The organism is Parabacteroides sp. An277 (genome assembly GCF_002159645.1).
Lineage (GTDB): Bacteria > Bacteroidota > Bacteroidia > Bacteroidales > Tannerellaceae > Parabacteroides.
In genome coordinates this window covers 1-675 of the sequence record NZ_NFJB01000093.1, presented here as the reverse complement: position 1 = coordinate 675, position 675 = coordinate 1, and the positions used below count along the sequence as shown (strand labels likewise).

Genomic DNA, 675 nt, shown 5'->3' with positions numbered 1-675 from the left:
CCCGTCACGCCGATGGTACTGCGTAACAGTGGGAGAGTAGGTAGCCGCCGTTTTGGGAAGTGAGCCGGTTCAGCAGATTTGCTGGACCGGTTTTCCTGTTTTGGGGGGGGAGAGAAAGGGCTTGCCGGGATGGATGAGAAGTCAAATATGGATATGGGCTCAGTAGAAATTTAGTGGGGATATGCATATAGTTTTGCAATACGGAATAAGAAGAACTTTTTATCAGCAACCCCTCTGAGGTTAGCCCTGAAGAGTTTGACTTTTGCATTGAAGGACTCTGCCAAGGCATTGGAAGATCGGTTGTTGTAGAAGTTCAGAATCTCATCATAATGCTCATGGAAGGTAGCGGCTATGACGTTAAATGAATGAAATCCGGCTTCTTCCACTTTGTTGTACTACCGTGCCATGGACAGACGTGCGGCATTCTTGATTGTGTTTTTGGCAAAGATCATCCGCAGGGAATGGCACAGTCCGTATGCCGTCTTGATGTCCGGGTATTCCTCAAACAGTATCGCGGCCCTCTACTTCTGCCTGTCGGTCCATTTGTCTGCGGACTTGAACAGGAGGTAACGCGAGCGTATAAGCAGTTCCTTACGGGTGTCACCATTGGGAAATCTATACGGGATATACTCCTTGTCCTTTTGTCTGGCTTCCTCCATTGCATCATTAGCCAGC

The 675-nt window shown here is 48.4% G+C and carries 1 pseudogene; it reads right to left on the bottom strand.

Annotated features, from left to right (window positions below):
* Positions 1-170 precede the first annotated feature (170 nt).
* Positions 171-675 (bottom strand): annotated as a pseudogene (locus B5F77_RS16135) (transposase); the annotation flags it as partial.